Origin of the sequence: Idiomarina rhizosphaerae (assembly GCF_024159085.1) — a bacterium.
Taxonomy (GTDB): Bacteria; Pseudomonadota; Gammaproteobacteria; order Enterobacterales; family Alteromonadaceae; genus Idiomarina; species Idiomarina rhizosphaerae.
This window is the reverse complement of the sequence record NZ_JAMZDE010000007.1, coordinates 161,583-177,218: the sequence shown is the minus strand read 5'-3', so window position 1 is coordinate 177,218 and position 15,636 is coordinate 161,583. Positions and strand designations below refer to the sequence as shown.

The 15,636-nt window shown below is 47.1% G+C and carries 16 protein-coding genes and 1 tRNA gene; 13 read left to right on the top strand and 4 right to left on the bottom strand.

The genetic code is table 11. The features are described 5' to 3' along the window. Nucleotides 1-2: 2 nt before the first annotated feature. From fabZ to NJR55_RS08495, 5 genes are all read left to right on the top strand, one after another. Entirely contained in the window at nucleotides 3-458 is a 456-nt protein-coding gene (fabZ, locus tag NJR55_RS08515) for a 3-hydroxyacyl-ACP dehydratase FabZ (RefSeq protein ID WP_011234085.1), read from the top strand. Next, nucleotides 459-1,226, top strand: coding sequence for an acyl-ACP--UDP-N-acetylglucosamine O-acyltransferase (gene lpxA, locus NJR55_RS08510; protein ID WP_253619571.1), 768 nt, complete (start codon nucleotides 459-461; stop codon nucleotides 1,224-1,226). Continuing rightward, nucleotides 1,226-2,365 carry a lipid-A-disaccharide synthase gene (gene lpxB, locus NJR55_RS08505; protein ID WP_253619570.1) on the top strand — a complete coding sequence of 380 codons (1,140 nt, stop codon included), beginning with the start codon at nucleotides 1,226-1,228 and terminating at the stop codon, nucleotides 2,363-2,365. The genes lpxA and lpxB overlap by 1 nt, the downstream gene beginning before the upstream one ends. A 94-nt stretch (nucleotides 2,366-2,459) precedes the next feature. Further along, nucleotides 2,460-3,422 (top strand): glutathione S-transferase family protein, encoded by a 963-nt coding sequence (locus NJR55_RS08500; RefSeq protein ID WP_253619569.1) that lies wholly within the window; start codon nucleotides 2,460-2,462, stop codon nucleotides 3,420-3,422. Then, nucleotides 3,419-4,255: a pirin family protein gene (locus NJR55_RS08495; RefSeq protein ID WP_253619568.1), complete on the top strand. Its 837-nt coding sequence runs from the start codon at nucleotides 3,419-3,421 to the stop codon at nucleotides 4,253-4,255. The genes NJR55_RS08500 and NJR55_RS08495 overlap by 4 nt, the downstream gene beginning before the upstream one ends. Here NJR55_RS08495 and NJR55_RS08490 read toward each other — a convergent pair. Next, nucleotides 4,252-5,895 carry a tetratricopeptide repeat-containing response regulator gene (locus tag NJR55_RS08490; protein WP_253619567.1) on the bottom strand — a complete coding sequence of 548 codons (1,644 nt, stop codon included), beginning with the start codon at nucleotides 5,893-5,895 and terminating at the stop codon, nucleotides 4,252-4,254. The genes NJR55_RS08495 and NJR55_RS08490 overlap by 4 nt on opposite strands. Before the next feature lie 84 nt (nucleotides 5,896-5,979). On the opposite strand from NJR55_RS08490, the gene NJR55_RS08485 reads away from it, so the two are divergent. Beyond that, complete coding sequence (locus tag NJR55_RS08485) at nucleotides 5,980-6,948, top strand: NAD(P)H-quinone oxidoreductase (RefSeq protein ID WP_253619566.1); 969 nt, start codon at nucleotides 5,980-5,982, stop codon at nucleotides 6,946-6,948. A gap of 37 nt (nucleotides 6,949-6,985) precedes the next feature. Here the strand turns inward: NJR55_RS08485 and NJR55_RS08480 are convergent. Further along, nucleotides 6,986-7,070: transfer RNA gene (locus tag NJR55_RS08480), tRNA-Tyr, on the bottom strand. Nucleotides 7,071-7,181: 111 nt separating this feature from the next. Here NJR55_RS08480 and NJR55_RS08475 point away from each other — a divergent pair. From NJR55_RS08475 to lysS, 6 genes are all read left to right on the top strand, one after another. Then, nucleotides 7,182-7,652: a VC2046/SO_2500 family protein gene (locus NJR55_RS08475; RefSeq protein ID WP_253619565.1), complete on the top strand. Its 471-nt coding sequence runs from the start codon at nucleotides 7,182-7,184 to the stop codon at nucleotides 7,650-7,652. Nucleotides 7,653-7,739: 87 nt separating this feature from the next. Beyond that, nucleotides 7,740-8,642 (top strand): site-specific tyrosine recombinase XerD, encoded by a 903-nt coding sequence (xerD, locus tag NJR55_RS08470; RefSeq protein WP_253619564.1) that lies wholly within the window; start codon nucleotides 7,740-7,742, stop codon nucleotides 8,640-8,642. Between the two features lie 55 nt (nucleotides 8,643-8,697). Then, nucleotides 8,698-9,423, top strand: coding sequence for a bifunctional protein-disulfide isomerase/oxidoreductase DsbC (dsbC, locus tag NJR55_RS08465; protein ID WP_253619563.1), 726 nt, complete (start codon nucleotides 8,698-8,700; stop codon nucleotides 9,421-9,423). Nucleotides 9,424-9,432: 9 nt separating this feature from the next. Next, nucleotides 9,433-11,145, top strand: coding sequence for a single-stranded-DNA-specific exonuclease RecJ (recJ, locus tag NJR55_RS08460; RefSeq protein WP_253619562.1), 1,713 nt, complete (start codon nucleotides 9,433-9,435; stop codon nucleotides 11,143-11,145). Between the two features lie 39 nt (nucleotides 11,146-11,184). Beyond that, nucleotides 11,185-12,283, top strand: a protein-coding gene (prfB, locus tag NJR55_RS08455) for a peptide chain release factor 2 (protein WP_253619561.1) whose coding sequence is annotated in 2 segments (ribosomal slippage) — nucleotides 11,185-11,259 and nucleotides 11,261-12,283 — 1,098 coding nt in all. Because the reading frame shifts where the segments join, the coding sequence is not laid out codon by codon here. A gap of 36 nt (nucleotides 12,284-12,319) precedes the next feature. After that, nucleotides 12,320-13,831, top strand: a complete 1,512-nt coding sequence (gene lysS / locus NJR55_RS08450; protein WP_253619560.1) for a lysine--tRNA ligase — start codon at nucleotides 12,320-12,322, stop codon at nucleotides 13,829-13,831. A 68-nt stretch (nucleotides 13,832-13,899) separates the two neighbouring features. Here lysS and slyD read toward each other — a convergent pair whose 3' ends face one another. Together slyD and ygfZ are read right to left on the bottom strand one after the other, a co-directional pair. Beyond that, a complete protein-coding gene (slyD, locus tag NJR55_RS08445) occupies nucleotides 13,900-14,382 on the bottom strand; it encodes a peptidylprolyl isomerase (RefSeq protein WP_034820491.1) in 483 nt (160 codons plus the stop codon). Nucleotides 14,383-14,386: 4 nt separating this feature from the next. After that, on the bottom strand, nucleotides 14,387-15,280 hold the full coding sequence (gene ygfZ, locus NJR55_RS08440; protein WP_253619559.1) for a CAF17-like 4Fe-4S cluster assembly/insertion protein YgfZ: 894 nt from the start codon (nucleotides 15,278-15,280) through the stop codon (nucleotides 14,387-14,389). A gap of 80 nt (nucleotides 15,281-15,360) precedes the next feature. On the opposite strand from ygfZ, the gene NJR55_RS08435 reads away from it, so the two are divergent. Then, nucleotides 15,361-15,633, top strand: coding sequence for an FAD assembly factor SdhE (locus NJR55_RS08435; RefSeq protein ID WP_253619558.1), 273 nt, complete (start codon nucleotides 15,361-15,363; stop codon nucleotides 15,631-15,633). Nucleotides 15,634-15,636 lie beyond the last annotated feature (3 nt).

The following is a 15,636-nucleotide window of genomic DNA, read 5'->3' as shown; positions in this document are numbered from 1 at the left end:
ATTTGAAAATTACGGAATCAGGTTTTGATATTCAGGGCGTACTAGATTTACTGCCTCATCGTTATCCGTTTTTATTAATAGACAGAGTTATAGAAACAAACTCTAAAGACTCGTTACACGCTATAAAAAACGTTACTTTTAATGAGCCTATGTTTAATGGGCATTTTCCGGCGAAGCCTATTTTCCCGGGAGTGTTATTGCTTGAAGCTATAGCTCAAGCTTGTGGTTTATTAGGTTTTAAAATTACAGAAAGCAAGAAGAATGCAAACGATTTGTATCTTTTTGCTGGTATTGATAATGCCCGCTTTAAACGTCAGGTTATCCCGGGTGATACGGTTGATTTCTTTGTTACCTTCGAAAAAGAACGTCGTGGTATCTGGAAGTTTACCGGTCGTGCGGAAGTCGACGGTGACGTTGCCTGTACTGCCGAAATTATTTGTGCAAGAAGAGAAGTTTAAGTGATTCACGAAACCGCAATTATTGACCCCAGCGCCAAACTCGGTACTAACGTTAGTGTCGGTCCATGGACGGTTATTGGCCCAGATGTTGTTATCGGTGACAACTGCGATATCCGCTCACACGTTGTTTTAAAAGGCCCGACAACCATTGGTAAAAACAATACCATTTATCAATTTGCGTCGGTTGGTGAAGACTGTCAGGATAAAAAATACGATGGCGAACCGACAGAGCTTGAGATTGGCGACAATAACGTTATCCGCGAGTCAGTAACCATTCATCGTGGTACGGTGCAGGATAATTCGCTAACCAAAATTGGCGATAATAACCTGTTTATGGCATACGTACATGTTGCTCACGACTGTGTCATAGGTAATGACAATATCTTTGCTAACCAGGTTACTCTGGCTGGCCATGTTCACGTAGGTGATTGGGTTATTCTGGGTGGTATGAGTGGTGTGCATCAATTTTGTCATATTGGTTCGCACTCTTTCGCCGCGGTTAACTCGATTATCGTTCAGGATATTCCTCCCTTTGTGATGGCGCAGGGTCATAACGCTAAACCGAGAACAATCAATGCCGAAGGTTTAAAGCGTCGCGGCTACACGTCTGAGCAAATTCAAAACGTTCGTCGTGCCTATAAAATTTTGTACCGCTCCAGCCTGACTGTCGACGAAGCCCTGGAAGCTATTTCAGCATTAAATGAACCGGTATTGGATGGTTTTAAAGCTTTTGTTGAAAACAGTTCACGAGGCATTATTCGTCCGTAATGAGCCGCAATCAGCCGCCTAAAATAGCTATTGTTGCCGGTGAGCACTCGGGGGATCTGTTAGGTGCCGGGCTAATGCAGGCTATTGCCAAACGTCACCCCAATGCAACTTTTATTGGGGTCGGCGGGCCTTTAATGGCAGAGCAGGGGATGAACTCGTTCTTTGCCATGGATGATTTGGCCGTTATGGGCATTGCTGAAGTTTTTCAGCAACTGCCTAAGTTGTTAAAACACAGAAAGAACCTGGTGAACTATCTCATTTCTGAGCAACCGGATGTGATGATAGGCATTGATGCTCCTGACTTTAATCTGACGGTTGAAGCCCGCCTTAAAAAAGCCGGTATCTCTACTATTCATTATGTCAGTCCATCTGTCTGGGCATGGCGTGAGGGTCGTATCAAAGGCATAAAAAAGGCTGTTGATCACGTACTGTGTTTATTGCCTTTTGAGAAAGATTTCTACGACAGGCACCAGCTACCAGCAACCTTTGTTGGTCATCCGCTGGCAGATGATATTCCTATGCAGTGGCAACAAACAGAAGCACGTAACGAACTGGAACTTGAACCTGATGTTACGTATCTTGCCATTTTACCTGGAAGTCGTAAGGGTGAGATTGCCCGTATGGCGCCGATATTTCTGAAGGTCGCGAACAAGCTAGCGAAAAAATATCCAGAACTACGCTTTGTGGCACCTATGATAAGCGAAGCTCGCGCCACACAATTGCAGGAACTAGTAGATCAGTACAGCCCCGATCTGAATATTGCACTACCTGTTGGTGAAAGTCGAAAAGTTATGGCTGCAGCCAATTATTTACTGCTAACGTCGGGAACTGTTGCGCTTGAAGCCTTGCTGATTAAACGGCCAATGGTAGTAGCTTATCGTTTTCATTGGTTATCTTATCAAATCATTAAACGTTTGTTTCACGCGCCTTTCTTTTCCTTACCTAACCTCTTAGCGGGTAAAGAAATAGTGCCGGAACTGGCTCAATCAGAAGCCTCTGAAGAGGCTATCGAACAAGCGCTTGTCCAGTTAATTGAGCAAGACAACCAGCCCTTGTTGGAGCAATTCACGAATCTTCACCAACAACTGAAGGTGTCGGCGAGCGAAAAAGCCGCTGATGTGGTCGAATCCTTTCTATAGTTCTATTTTTTAGAATAATAAATAGAAAATAATGCGCTAATAATTCCAAAAAATTGACTCTATTATAAGGCTATACCAACTTAAGGAGTTTATTATGGGTTTATTAGTTGATGGCCAATGGCACGACAAGTGGTATGACACCAAAAAGCATGGTGGCCGCTTTGTTCGCAGTGAATCACAGTTTCGCAATACCGTAGCGCAGGGTACTGAGTTTGAGGCTGAGTCCGGGCGCTATCACCTTTACGTTTCTTACGCATGTCCGTGGGCTCACCGGGCGCTTATCTTCCGCAAATTAAAAGGTCTGGAAAGTCATATCGACGTTTCCGTTGTGCACCCGCTGATGCTGGAGAATGGCTGGGAGTTTGCTGACGCGCCACTTAACGAGCCACTGTATGACGCAGACTTTCTTTATCAGCTGTATTTAAAAGCCGACCCTGAATACACCGGACGAGTAACCGTCCCAGTGCTATGGGATAAGAAAAATCAGACTATAGTGAACAATGAGTCGGCCGAGATTATCCGCATTTTCAATTCTGCGTTTAATGAACTGACCGGGAATACGCTGGACTTCTTTCCTGCAGATAAGCAAAAGCAAATCGAAGAAGTTAATGAGTGGGTTTACAACGACATTAACAACGGCGTTTATCGTAGTGGCTTCGCGACCACGCAGCAGGCGTATGAAGAAGCCTACGAGTCGTTGTTTGCTGCTTTAGACAAGGTAGAGAGTATTCTTAGTCAAAACCGTTATTTAACCGGGGATAAGCTCACCGAGGCGGACTGGCGATTATTTACTACTTTGGTTCGTTTTGATGCGGTTTATTTCGGGCACTTTAAAACCAACAAGAAGCGCATTGTCGATTACCCTAACATGTGGAATTACCTATTGGAGCTATACCAGCACCCGGGCGTAGAGGAGACCGTAGTGATGGACCACATTAAAACGCATTATTATGCCAGCCATAAAACCATTAATCCGACCCAAGTGGTACCTAAGGGGCCGGAAATCGATTTTCACCAGACACATAACCGGGGTAGCGAGGGGAGCAGCCAGTCATGAGTGTTATTTTAGCCAAACATCGGGGAATGCCTGCGCAGGACGGCGCGGGAGTTAAACTCACTCGTATTATTAATCAGCCAGGGTTAAAACATCAGGATCCGTTTTTAATGCTGGATGAGTTTCGTTCCGATAACCCGGATGATTATATTGCTGGTTTTCCGCCCCATCCACACCGCGGTTTTTGTACGCTGACCTATATGTTAGCGGGCACTATGGAACATAAAGACTCTGTCGGTAATAGCGGTGAAGTTGATGCAGGCGGTGTGCAGTGGATGAAAGCAGCGAAAGGTATTATTCACGCTGAAATGCCGAAGCAAGTTGAAGGCCTTATGTGGGGCTTTCAGCTCTGGGTCAATTTGCCGGGCGATGAAAAAATGAGTGAACCTGAGTGGCACGACTACCCGTCAGCTACCATTCCTGAAGTGAAAAATGGTGATGCTCTGGTCAGAATTATTTCGGGGCAATACCAGCAGCAGAATGGCCCTGTAAATGCGCCGGGAAGAGACTTTCTAATGCTGGATGTTCACTTAGGAAGTGACCGCTTCAGTTTGCCGTCACAAGGGCAAAAACGACGTCTGGCTTATGTTTATCAGGGGGAGCTGACAGTGAATGGAGAAGCAGCGAAAGAGGGCGAGTTAATGTTGCTTGATCCTGCTGAAACATTAGATATTTCCGGCACTGAAAATGCGCGCTTTATTCTGCTGGCCGCGAAACCTATTGAAGAACCCATTGCCCAGTACGGTCCTTTTGTCATGAATTCGTCGGATCAGATTGAGCAGGCTATTAAGGATTATCAATCAGGTCAGTTAGCCGCTAACCAAAAGCTGAGCTAACGCAGTTCTAATCCTTCAGTTTGCTCCAGTAACCGCTCATAGCGGTTACTGTGGCTACTGGATAATTGCAGCCCCTCTAAGACTTTAAAGCAATTATCGCATTCTTTCTTAAGCCGAACTCGCTCTCCACCTGGAGTTTCTTCAACATAACGGACGGCCGCCTGAATAAAGTTAAGTGCGGCACCACTGTTCATTGGCGCGGCTTCCATGGCTTTACGAAACAGTTCCAGTGCACGAATGTAGTCGCCTTGCTGGTATGCATCTAAGCCTGCTTTGTGAACCTCAAAGAAGTTGTCCTGCTGTTTTTGAGCAGCAGCTAAGCGCGCCTGTAAAATTTTAGAAGTGTAACTGTCAAGAGTCGGGTTTTCGTCCTGATTCGCTGCCAGGGCATTTGCTTTTTCATACTCTCCGACATCCAGCAAAATGGCGATAACGTCAGGTAATAAGTCTTTATTGATAGGCTGGTTGTGCGCCAGTTTTTCGCCGACAACTTCATTTAAGCGCTGTTGTGCCTCGCGTAGACGACCATTAAATGAATCAATACGCGACAATAAAATGGATTCCAAATCCTCAAACGAAATATCGGCATGCAACAGATGCTCGTCATAGCGGGCTCGTTGCAGCTCCATTGTTGCTTCTGTCTGATACTTACTGATTTGCTGAGGCGTATCGCTATTTTCGGCCGCGTCTAGAATACTGCGTAAATAGTTGCATAAGTGATGTGCGTTACGGAAAACTGACTTACGGGCTATCTGCAACACGTTGTTCATGGCCTGCTTGGCGATATCAAAGTCGCCGTTATCGCGGGCAATATGAGCCAGTTTGGTTTGTCTTTCAATTGAAAATGGCGCCATGGTAATGGCATCACGGGCGCTTTCCAAAGCGTCTTCCAGCTGTTGCTGTTGAAGGTAACACTCCGTTTTCAGGTCATACGCTTCAACAGCATTAGGCATGCGTTTAATTAAATGGTTAAGAATATTCAGGGCTTCTTCGGGAGAGTTTTGTAATAACCGCGTTTCAGCCAGTTTTAGAAAGACCCAACTGTGAGAGTTTTCTTCCAGCAACTCTTTAATTGCCGTCTCCGCTTTATTCAGTTGCCCGGTTTTGTTGTACAACTCAATTTGCAGTTTGCGGCAGTAATTACTGTAGCGGCTGTTAGACTGAATATGTTTCTGGCAGGCCTCAATACAGGCCTCATAATCATGATTTGTCAGCGCCTTGAATACGTCTTTTAACCACATGCGGCGTTTATAAGCGCGCACCAGACGGGAGCGCAACACACGATGTGAAAACGGTTTCATCAAATAATCATCGGGTTGTAATTCAAGTGCGCTGAGCACCATAGGGCGAGTGTTGTCGCCGGTAATAATAAAGAACAGAGTGTGCTCTTTCATTAACCCCCGAACCTGCAGTTCCTCTAAAACTTGACGGCCATTGCGCCCACGCCCCAGGTTATAGTCTACCAGCAGAATATCGTGCGGATTTTTGATGTAAGCGGCAATGCCGGCTTCGCCAGTGGTCTTGACTTGTACGTCCTGCGCCCCCAAGTTTAACAGCAAGCCTTTGAGCATGACCTGAAAGGGCTTCTGGTCATCTATTAATAATACGCGTTTATTATTGAGCTCTAAGGTTTTGTCCATTTGCGTCAAACAGTATCCTGATCTTATTCATACCGACAGCATACTGGCTAATTTCAATAATGTTAAGCGGCAACAGAGGCTGATATGAAAGCAATTGCGATTTCCGAACAAAAAGTACACTGGAAGAACCACCCTGAACTGGACGAACCACAGGCTAATGAAGTTCAGCTGCGGGTACTAAGCGCCGGACTTAATCGTGCCGACTTAATGCAAATAGCAGGGAAATACCCACCACCTAAAGGCGCGTCAGCTGTTCCCGGCTTAGAAGTCTGTGGTGTTATAGAAAAAGTGGGTAGCGAGGTCAATGGTTGGCAACCCGGGCAACGTGTCAGCGCGTTATTGGCTGGCGGCGGCTTTGCTGAGCAGGTGAATGTTTCCGCTGAACAAATACTGGAGGTGCCGGAAAGCTGGAGTCATGCAGAAGCTGCGGGCTGGCTGGAAACTTTTGCTACGGCTTATCTTAATGTCTATCAATTAGCTGACTTAAAACCCGGAGAGAAAGTCTTAGCTCATGCAGGTGCCAGTGGGGTAGGCTCTTCATTAACACAGCTTTGCCGGGAAAGCGGTAACGAACTTATCGCCATAGTGGGTAGTGGAGAGAAAGCAGAGTTTTGTCTGAAACTGGGTGCAAAGCATGCAATTAACCGCCATAAACAGGACATTGTTGAAGAAGTTAAAGCTCTGGGTGAAGTAGACGTTATTCTGAACCCTGTTGCCGGTGAGTCCATAGCAAAAGACCAGCAGTATCTGGCTCAGGATGGCCGTATTATTTTAATTGGCTTAATGGCTGGCTTGACTGGTGAAGTTGATTTCGGGCGCATGCTGATGAAGCGTCAAAAGCTGATTGGTTCAACCCTTAGAGCATTATCACCGGAACGCAAAGGGCAAATTTTACAAGGTTTGTGGCATGATTTTGGTGATAAATTTAAAAGCAGCACCATAAAACCCATTATCGATGAGGTTTTTGCAGCTGACGATATTCAGCAAGCACTGGATTATGTTGCAGATAATAAAACTCAGGGTAAGGTGGTTATAACGCTTTCGGAAGAGTAATTCAGGCTGATAGCCAACTGACAGTGCAGTAAAGAAATGGTGGAGGGGGCAGGATTCGAACCTGCGAAGGCTGAGCCGTCAGATTTACAGTCTGATCCCTTTGGCCACTCGGGAACCCCTCCACTCAAGAGGCGCGTATAATAACAGTCTTAGCTTAGCTGTAAAGAGAAAACTTAAACTTTTAGGACTTTGGCCGATACAGAGGTATCTGTCACCGATTATCCAGAGTCTTAATGAGTCAAGTTGCTGCAGTTCAGGACAATGCTGCCTATTTCTTTGAGCAACACGCGAGCGAAGCGGTTAACCATGGCTTTGCTGGCGAGTTTGCTTATTGGGTTTCGGCATTGGGTGCAGAACCGGTTGTTTCTGAGCGTCCTGCGCAAGTTAACTGGCAAAGAACCATTGGAGCCGGTAGGGCACGACCTTTAGATGCAAAGCCGGGTATGGTGTTGGCTAGTGGTGTCTATGCAACTGCCAGTCAATTGTCTGATTTTAAATTACAGGACGCAACTCACCCTCAACCACTTATTCCCGACGCAACGCCAGATCGTTTGCCACTGGAGCTTCTTCACAACCTGGACTGGCGGGTTCGTCAGCGGCTGGAAAAGAAGAAGCAGCCACAAACGGAAGAAAAAGACGAGTACAAGCACAAAGGGCCAGCGGGTTTGTACGACGTTCTGCAGAAGCTCGGAATTACCCACTAAACTTACGTTATTATTCGCTGCAAAGAGTTTCCGCCGTTTCCACTATACGGCATAATGCCAGTACCATTTCGCTAATTTCCAAAACCCATGAAGCAACTCCGCCCAGAGGACGAAGACCGTATTGATGCTTTTACTGAGCACTTGTGGCTGCATCATGGTTCCAGCGATAATACTCAGGCTGCTTATCGCAGTGATCTTCGTCGTTTCTGCGAATATTTAATACCATTGAAAAAGTCCTTAATGGACACCGATGAAGTCGTTCTGCAGGACTACCTGTTGTGGCGGCGTATGCAAGGCTTGTCGCCACGAAGCACCTCGCGCTTTTTAAGCTCAGCGAAAAAATTCTTCCAGTTTGCTGTAAAGCAGCAGTGGGTGGCAGTAGATCCGACCACACGCCTGAAACGCCCTAAATTACCGCAAAGCATTCCACATTCGTTAAGCGAAGAGGATGTGATTTCTTTATTGGAACAACCTGATACAGAAACTCCGATTGGTCTGCGTGACAGGACTATGCTGGAAGTGCTCTATGCCACCGGATTACGGGTAACCGAACTTATTCGTCTGCAATACGACCAGTTGAGCCGCCAGCAAGGCTTAGTTCGGGTTGTTGGCAAAGGCAACAAAGAACGTTTGGTGCCGTTAGGGGAAGAAGCGCTGGAGTGGCTGGACAATTATTTAAAGCACGGACGCCCGGCAATAACAGATAAGAGCAGTCCCTGGATATTCGTTACGCAACGTGGCTCGTTGTTAACACGTCAGGCATTTTGGTACAGATTAAAGCATTACGCCGAAGAAGCCGGCATTTACGCACATTTGTCGCCGCACACTTTACGCCATGCTTTTGCCACGCATTTGCTGAACCATGGCGCCGACTTACGTGTCTTACAGCTACTGTTAGGTCACAGTGATTTATCTACCACACAAATTTATACCCAGGTTGCACGTGAACGTCTGCAGGCCTTACATGCTCAGCATCACCCGCGCGGCTAATTGCATTTTGGCTGGTAACAGGGTAGGGTTCGGACAGTTAATTTAAGAGGTATTTATGCGCAATTTAATGTCTGTAGTTGGATTAGTAGGGCTGGTCGGTGCAAGTTTTAGTGCGCCGGCTATTAGTGCGGAACAAAATGAAGTCGACACCCGGCACCTGAATAAAATTGGTATTGAAGTATTGTCGACAGAGCCAGGTGAAATTGATGGCTATGTCCGTGCAGTGACTAATCAGGGCATGTTTTATGTGTCAGATGATGGTGAACGGCTTATTAGCGGCAATGTGTTTGATATAACCGGTAGTGAACCGGAAAATTTAAGTGAAGCCGGCATGGCTAAAGTTCGCCTGAAAATGCTGAAAGGTTTTGCTGACGATATGATCGTTTACCCGGCTGAGGATGAGAAATATCAGGTAACGGTTTTTACTGACACTACCTGCGGTTATTGTCAGCGCCTGCACGAAAACATGGACAGCTATCACGCACAAGGCATTACCATAAAATACCTGGCCTTTCCTCGTGGTGGTATGAGTAGCAAAGGCGGGCAGCAGCTACAAACGGTTTGGTGTGCGGATGACAAAAAAGCGGCCATTACCGCCTTTAAAGAAGACGAAAATTACAGTGGCGACTCAAGCTGTTCCAATCCGGTTGCTGAGCACTACCAACTGGGAAAATCTTTTGGGGTAAGCGGCACTCCCGCTATTGTTCTGCCCGACGGTCGTTTAGTACCGGGAGCGCTACCTGCATCACGCTTAATTGCTGAAATTAAAAAAGGTGAGTAACAGTAATTCATGAGTGATTATGAAATACGTCGTTATCAAGTCGTTGACGATGACTTTTTGCCGCAACAAATGCCACCTTTGTTGCGGCAAATTTATGCCCGTCGGGGTGTCCGTCGTGCTGACGAATTATCTTTGAAAGCCTCCGGGTTACTGCATTTTTCTTCGTTAAGAGACATCGGTAAAGCCGTTGAACTGCTGCAAAAAGCGTTAAAAAATCAAGAAAAGGTTTGTATTTGCGGTGACTTTGATGCCGATGGCGCGACCAGCTCAGCATTAATGGTGTCGGCCTTGCAGGCCTTTGGTCTACAGCAAGTGGGTTATCGTGTACCAAATCGAATGACTGACGGCTATGGCCTGTCTGTTGCCATGGTAGAACAACTGGCTGTCGAGAATGTGCAGTTAATTGTGACTGTCGATAACGGCATTGCAGCGCATGATGCTATTGCACTTGCTCGAGAGAAGGGCATACAAGTGCTGGTTACCGACCACCATCTGCCGCCTGAAGAGCTGCCTCCGGCTAATGCGATAGTGAACCCGAATCAACACGGCTGTGAGTTTCCCAGCAAAAATTTAGCGGGTGTGGGTGTGGCGTTTTATGTCCTGCTTGCGTTGCGTTCAGCGCTACGTGATGAAGGTGTTGAGCCATTACCTAATCTGGCTGACTGGCTGGATCTCGTTGCTCTTGGCACTGTCGCTGATGTTGTACCGCTGGATTATAACAACCGCGTATTGGTGCAACAGGGGATAGCCCGTATTCGTAAAGGTATGAGCCGCCCCGGAATTAAAGCGTTGCTGGAAGTTGCGAACCGTGATGCCAGTCAGCTGGCCGCCAGTGACTTAGGGTTTGCTCTTGGTCCGCGAATTAATGCAGCAGGGCGCTTAGACGATATTGGACTGGGAATAGAGTGCTTATTAGCGGGTGAGTCCCGCGCGCAGCAGTTAGCGCAGCAGCTTAACGACTTAAACCAGCAACGTAAATCTATTGAAACGGAAATGCGCGAGCATGCCGAAAGCGCTGTCGCGAAATTACGCTTTGATCAGGGGCAGGTGCCTGATTTAGTGACCTTGTACCAACCGGACTGGCATGCCGGTGTTATCGGTATTGTCGCGGGTAGAGTAAAAGAGCAGGTGAACCGGCCGGTTATTGCGTTAGCCAACGATGACGATGAATTCCTAAAAGGCTCCGCACGTTCGGTTAGCGGTCTGCATATGCGGGACTTGCTGGAACGTGTTCATAGTCTGCAGCCGGGCATTATGGAACGTTTCGGTGGACATGCTATGGCCGCCGGCCTAACCATGAAGAAAGTGAATCTGACGCGCTTTTCCGAACTGGCTGAGCAAGTTGCGTCGGAGTGGCTGTCAGAAGAACAGAAGCAACGTGTATTCTGGTCTGATGGCGAACTCACAACACTGCAACTTTCTCAGGACAGTGTGAATATGCTGCAAAGTGCAGGCCCCTGGGGGCAACAGTTTCCAGAACCTATGTTTGACGGCCAGTTTGAGCTGGTGGATCAGCGTATTGTCGGAGAGCGACATCTAAAATTGGTGGTGCGTCATCCGCAAGGCGAATTATTAGATGCGATTGCCTTTAACGTTGATACACAACAATGGCCGGCGCAGCAGTCCTCGGTTGTTGAACTTTTATACAAGCCGCAACTTAATCACTTCCGCGGACGCACAAACGTTCAGTTGTTGGTGGAGCAAATCCGCGCAATACGTTAAACTACGCCCCTTTTAGAATTAACAGAATTAGGTAGTCGCATGTTTGAAACTAACGCAACCTACAACAACATCAAAGAAATGCGTGAGCGTAGTAATTCGCTTAGGGGGTATCTTTGACTACGATGCTAAGTTAGAGCGTCTGGAAGAAGTTACCCGTGAGATGGAGCAACCCAATGTGTGGGATGATCCACCCAAGGCGCAAGCCTTAGGTAAAGAGCGTGCGGCATTAGAGCAAGTGGTACAAACCCTGGATAAACTTCAGCAGGGGCTGGATGATGTCGAGGGTTTGGTTGATCTTGCAGTGGAAGCAGAAGACGAAGACACCTTTAACGAAGCTCAGGAAGAGCTGTCCGGTTTAGTGAAACAGCTGGAAGCTTTAGAGTTTCGTCGTATGTTTTCAAAAGACAATGACTCGGCAGACTGCTACCTGGATATTCAGTCAGGCTCCGGCGGAACTGAAGCTCAAGACTGGGCTAATATGCTGCTACGCATGTATTTGCGTTGGGCTGAAGCCCATGACTTTAAAGCGGAAATTACTGAGCTGTCAGAGGGCGATGTTGCTGGCATAAAATCGGCGACAGTGCGTGTGGTTGGAGAATATTCTTACGGCTGGCTACGTACAGAGACCGGGGTGCATCGCTTAGTACGTAAATCGCCGTTTGACTCAGGTAACCGCCGGCACACCTCGTTTGCTTCGGTATTTGTTTACCCCGAAGTAGACGACGACATTGATATTGAGATTGATCCGTCCGACCTGCGGGTGGATACCTACCGGGCTTCGGGCGCGGGTGGTCAGCATGTTAACCGGACCGATTCAGCGGTGCGCTTAACGCACGAACCAACCGGCATCGTCGTGCAGTGTCAGAGTGACCGTTCGCAGCACAAGAACCGCGACTCAGCAATGAAACAGCTGAAAGCGAAATTGTACGAATTTGAATTACAGAAACAGAACGAAGAGAAACAGGCATTAGAAGACTCAAAAGCTGATATCGGCTGGGGCAGTCAAATTCGCTCTTATGTTCTGGACGATGCGCGTATCAAAGATTTACGTACTGGTATCGAGAACCGTAATACTCAGGCTGTGCTTGATGGCGCACTTGACCCATTTATTGAAGCCAGCTTAAAAAGCGGGCTGTAAGTTTAATTTAAGTATCCCGACAGAGGAAAATCGATAATGACTGATAAATCGCAGGCACCTGAAGTAGACGTAAACGAACAGATCGCGCAGCGAAAGGCGAAACTGTCGGCGCTTCGCGATAAGGGCATCGCATTCCCGAACGATTTCCGTCGGGATTCTTTGGCAGCCGATTTGCATGCTGAATACGATGATGTGAGCAAAGAGGAGCTGGCTGAAAAGGGCATTCGCGTGAAAGTTGCCGGTCGTATGATGACCCGCCGTATTATGGGCAAAGCGAGCTTTGCCACCATTCAGGATATGAGCGGTAAAATTCAGCTGTATGTTGCCCGTGACAACCTGCCTGAAGGTTATTACAACACTGAATTTAAAAAGTGGGATTTAGGCGATATTCTCGGCGCCTCTGGTACCTTATTTATTACCGGAACCGGTGAGTTAAGCGTGCAAGTTGACGAAGTACGTTTGCTGACTAAAGCATTACGTCCTTTGCCGGATAAATTCCATGGTTTGTCAGATCAGGAAATGCGCTATCGTCAGCGTTATTTAGATCTGATCACTAACGAAGAGTCTCGCAGCACTTTCGTGGCTCGTTCTAAAATCATTGACTATATTCGTCGTTTTTTAAGTGATCGTCAGTTTCTGGAAGTTGAAACTCCTATGATGCAGGCCATTCCGGGCGGTGCAGCAGCTCGTCCTTTCAGCACGCACCATAACGCTCTGGATATGGAGCTGTTTTTACGTATTGCACCAGAACTTTATCTGAAGCGATTAGTCGTTGGTGGTTTCGAGAAGGTCTTTGAAATTAACCGTAATTTCCGTAACGAAGGCCTGTCAACGCGTCACAACCCTGAGTTCACTATGCTGGAGTTCTACTGGGCGTACGCGGATTATCACGACTTAATGGATTTAACCGAGCAAATGTTACGCGGTGCGGCTGAGTCGGTCTTAGGTTCTGCTCAGTTTACCAGTCAGGGTGTGGATTATGACTTTGGCAAGCCGTTCGAACGCATGACAGTGCTGGAAGCTATTGTGAAATACATGCCGGAAGTGAGCGTTGAGCAGCTTAATGACATGAATACAGCAACTGAAATTGCCGAACAGGTTGGTGTGAGTGTTAAGCCTTCGTGGGGCTTAGGCAAGGTTCAGATTGAAATTTTTGAGACCGTTGCTGAGCACCGTTTAATTCAGCCAACCTTTATTACTGCGTATCCGGCGGAAGTTTCACCGTTGGCTCGCCGTCACGACGACAATCCGTTTGTGACTGACCGTTTTGAATTCTTTGCCGGTGGTCGAGAGTTAGCCAATGGTTTCTCGGAGTTGAATGATGCTGAAGATCAGGCTGAACGTTTCCGCGAGCAAGTCGAGCAGAAAGAAGCGGGCGATGACGAAGCTATGTTCTACGACGAAGATTATGTTACCGCACTGGAGCATGGTATGCCGCCAACAGCCGGTCAAGGCATTGGTATTGACCGTCTGGTTATGTTGCTAACGGATTCTGCGTCTATTCGCGACGTATTATTGTTCCCACATATGCGCCCAAAAGCGGATTAATTACCTTTCTGAAACAAAAAACCCGGCTAATTAGCCGGGTTTCTTTTATCAAAATCAAAAAGCAGGACTTAGTGATCTTCGCCGTCAGTGTGAACGTGACCGTGCTCAAGTTCTTGCTCAGTCGCTTCACGAACTTCAATAACTTCTACGTCAAAGTTCAGGTTAACACCGGCTAATGGGTGGTTACCGTCAACAGTGACTTCGTCGTCTTTTACTTCAACGATAACAACAGACTGCTCACCTTGATCCGTGCTGGCACGGAACTGCATGCCAGGCTGTACTTCGTTTTCGCCGAACAGGTTACGTGGTACAGTCTGGATTAAGCCGTCATGACGTTCGCCATAAGCTTCTTCTGGTTTAACTTCTGCAGTGAAGCTATCGCCAACTTTTTTGCCTTCCAGTGCATTTTCCAGACCAGGAATCAGCATGCCACGGCCGTGGATGAAGTTCAGTGGGCTGCCATCTTTAGACTGGTCCAGGGTCTGGCCATCTTCCGTTTTAACGGCATAGTTGATAGCCACGACTTTGTTTGGTGCAATGGTTTCGCTCATAAATTTAACCTAATTGATAAGGCAGTGAGTGTATTTCCAGAAGACTTGCGTCGTCATCCCGAACTCGTATAGCTGTGTCAGTGTCTATGTCACTGGGTAAAACAGCTAATAAGTCCACTTGGGTGTCGGTGCGGTTCACTGCCATAATGACCGTACCTGCACGACGCCAGTTATCGCCAATGGCTTTCTCTAATTGCGTACCAGCAGTAACTTGAGCCGTTACTTTACCGGATAAGCGAAAGAGCGCCCGTTTCTGTTTGCCCAAATACTTCATCCGGGCAATAGTCTCCTGGCCGATATAACATCCTTTGTCAAAACTGATTCCATCCCACGCCTGCAAATTCATCATTTGCGGGACAAACGCCTGGATGTTCTCAGACGAAAGCTGTGGACGAACCCGTTCAATTTCCAACGCATCCCAGTAGGGTTGCGGATAATCCGTAGAAATTGGTTGTTGGCTGAGCAACAGATATTGGTCGGGACTGGTCCCAACCTGTATTACCCGGCCATCAAATTCTGCTGCAACGCTGGCTGCTTTGCTGCCGAAAACACCGGCTATGTTCCAGTCGTCGCTTACATCTTCAATACTGACTTTACTAAAGACACCGAATTTCTTTAATTGTGCCAAAGAGCCTTCAATTGCACTGCGATGCATAATTAAAAAAACGGTGTCGTCTTCGCGATAAAGCCAGAAGATGCTAAATGCTTTTCCGGTTTGATCGCAATGTGCGCCATATAAGTAATTATTCTGGTCGAGTTTGCGTAAATCACATGTCAGCTGACCCTGTAAAAAACTGTCAGCATCTTCGCCAGAAACCGAAAGGATACCATAGTCCGTCAGTTGAACGGAAAGGTGATCCTGATTTGCGTCAGTAAAATGCTGCGTTAACTCAACCACAATGACTCCTTATTAAATGGCTTACGTGGTAATATTAGGGCACATTATCGAATTACAAGGGCAATTGCTGCGGAGATTTTATGTTGCCGTTAAAACAGTCGGAAGAAGCACTAAAAGACAAGCGTCGTTTACGTTGGGCATGCCGTCGGGGCATGTTGGAGCTGGATGTATTGTTTGAACCTTTTGTCGATCAGGCCTACGACGAACTAAGCGAAGAGCAAAAAGCGGTATTTCGCCGTTTGATTACCTGCGATGACCCGGATCTTTTTGCCTGGTTTATGGGACACCAGAAGTGCGAAGACAAAGAGCTTGCTGAAATGGTTCAGTTTATGTTGTCGCGCGTTAAGGTCTAGATC

What these genes read in the sequence shown, in the direction of transcription:
- lpxB (WP_253619570.1), top strand. Translation starts at nt 1,226, where the DNA reads ATGAGCCGCAATCAGCCGCCTAAAATAGCTATTGTTGCCGGTGAGCAC.
- NJR55_RS08500 (WP_253619569.1), top strand. Translation starts at nt 2,460, where the DNA reads ATGGGTTTATTAGTTGATGGCCAATGGCACGACAAGTGGTATGACACC.
- NJR55_RS08495 (WP_253619568.1), top strand. Translation starts at nt 3,419, where the DNA reads ATGAGTGTTATTTTAGCCAAACATCGGGGAATGCCTGCGCAGGACGGC.
- NJR55_RS08490 (WP_253619567.1), bottom strand. Translation starts at nt 5,895, where the DNA reads ATGGACAAAACCTTAGAGCTCAATAATAAACGCGTATTATTAATAGAT.
- NJR55_RS08485 (WP_253619566.1), top strand. Translation starts at nt 5,980, where the DNA reads ATGAAAGCAATTGCGATTTCCGAACAAAAAGTACACTGGAAGAACCAC.
- NJR55_RS08475 (WP_253619565.1), top strand. Translation starts at nt 7,182, where the DNA reads ATGAGTCAAGTTGCTGCAGTTCAGGACAATGCTGCCTATTTCTTTGAG.
- xerD (WP_253619564.1), top strand. Translation starts at nt 7,740, where the DNA reads ATGAAGCAACTCCGCCCAGAGGACGAAGACCGTATTGATGCTTTTACT.
- dsbC (WP_253619563.1), top strand. Translation starts at nt 8,698, where the DNA reads ATGCGCAATTTAATGTCTGTAGTTGGATTAGTAGGGCTGGTCGGTGCA.
- recJ (WP_253619562.1), top strand. Translation starts at nt 9,433, where the DNA reads ATGAGTGATTATGAAATACGTCGTTATCAAGTCGTTGACGATGACTTT.
- lysS (WP_253619560.1), top strand. Translation starts at nt 12,320, where the DNA reads ATGACTGATAAATCGCAGGCACCTGAAGTAGACGTAAACGAACAGATC.
- slyD (WP_034820491.1), bottom strand. Translation starts at nt 14,382, where the DNA reads ATGAGCGAAACCATTGCACCAAACAAAGTCGTGGCTATCAACTATGCC.
- NJR55_RS08435 (WP_253619558.1), top strand. Translation starts at nt 15,361, where the DNA reads ATGTTGCCGTTAAAACAGTCGGAAGAAGCACTAAAAGACAAGCGTCGT.